This is a genomic window from Pseudoalteromonas sp. SG43-3 (genome assembly GCF_014164385.1).
GTDB classification, from domain to species: Bacteria; Pseudomonadota; Gammaproteobacteria; order Enterobacterales; family Alteromonadaceae; genus Pseudoalteromonas; species Pseudoalteromonas distincta.
Window position 1 is genome coordinate 1 of the sequence record NZ_JACJFC010000070.1, and the last position, 761, is coordinate 761.

1 protein-coding gene is annotated in these 761 nt (G+C 51.0%); it reads right to left on the reverse strand.

Annotation, left to right across the window (positions count from 1 at the left end; genetic code table 11):
• Positions 1 to 761: Ig-like domain-containing protein (locus H5157_RS20625; RefSeq protein WP_259399381.1), on the reverse strand; the 761-nt coding region annotated here is incomplete at both ends.

The window sequence follows — 761 nt, forward strand, 5'->3', positions numbered from 1 at the left end:
GCACCTGGAATCTCAATGTTCCAGTGGCCATCGCTGCCAACTAGGGTCTCAATGGTTTGCACAGCGCCTGCGCTGTCGGTGATGGTGAGTGTAACAGTGCCACCAATTTCATTACTGGTGCCCTGCAGCTCGGGTGTTAAGTCGCTAACATCGCCTACGTTTTGAATGGTGAGCGTTGGCGCTTGCGTGTCGATGGTGGTGGTATCACTCACTGTAGTTTCGTTGCCAACACTGTCGCGTACACTTACTTCGATGGTGCTTTGACCTTCACTTAATGGTGTCGCTGGTGTAGCACTCCAATTACCATCCGCATCAACAAGGGCGGTGATGGTTTGTGGGTTGCCGTTGCTGTCGGTAACGACTATCGTCACTTGTGCACCTTCGCCCGCATCACTTGTGCCGCTTATGATTGGCGTGTTGCTGTCGCTTTGTGCTGCAACATCAACAGTGAGTGTCGGCGGTGTATTATCAAAGTCATCTGAGCTAATTGTACGGGTATTACCTGCGGCATCGGTCGCTGTGGCGATCACTGAGCCAACATTAAGTAACGATACATCTAATCCGACTAATGACCAATTACCATCGGCATCAGTTGTGGTGGTGTAGGTGGCACCAATGCCACCGCCAACCAGTTGCTCGGTAATGGTAATTTCACTGCCTGCTGGCAAGTCAGAGGTACCACTTAAGGTAACCAATAAACCAAGTTCAAACGTTGGTGTAAAGGCAAGTGCCGGTGGAGTTACGTCTACTTCGCCACTGTC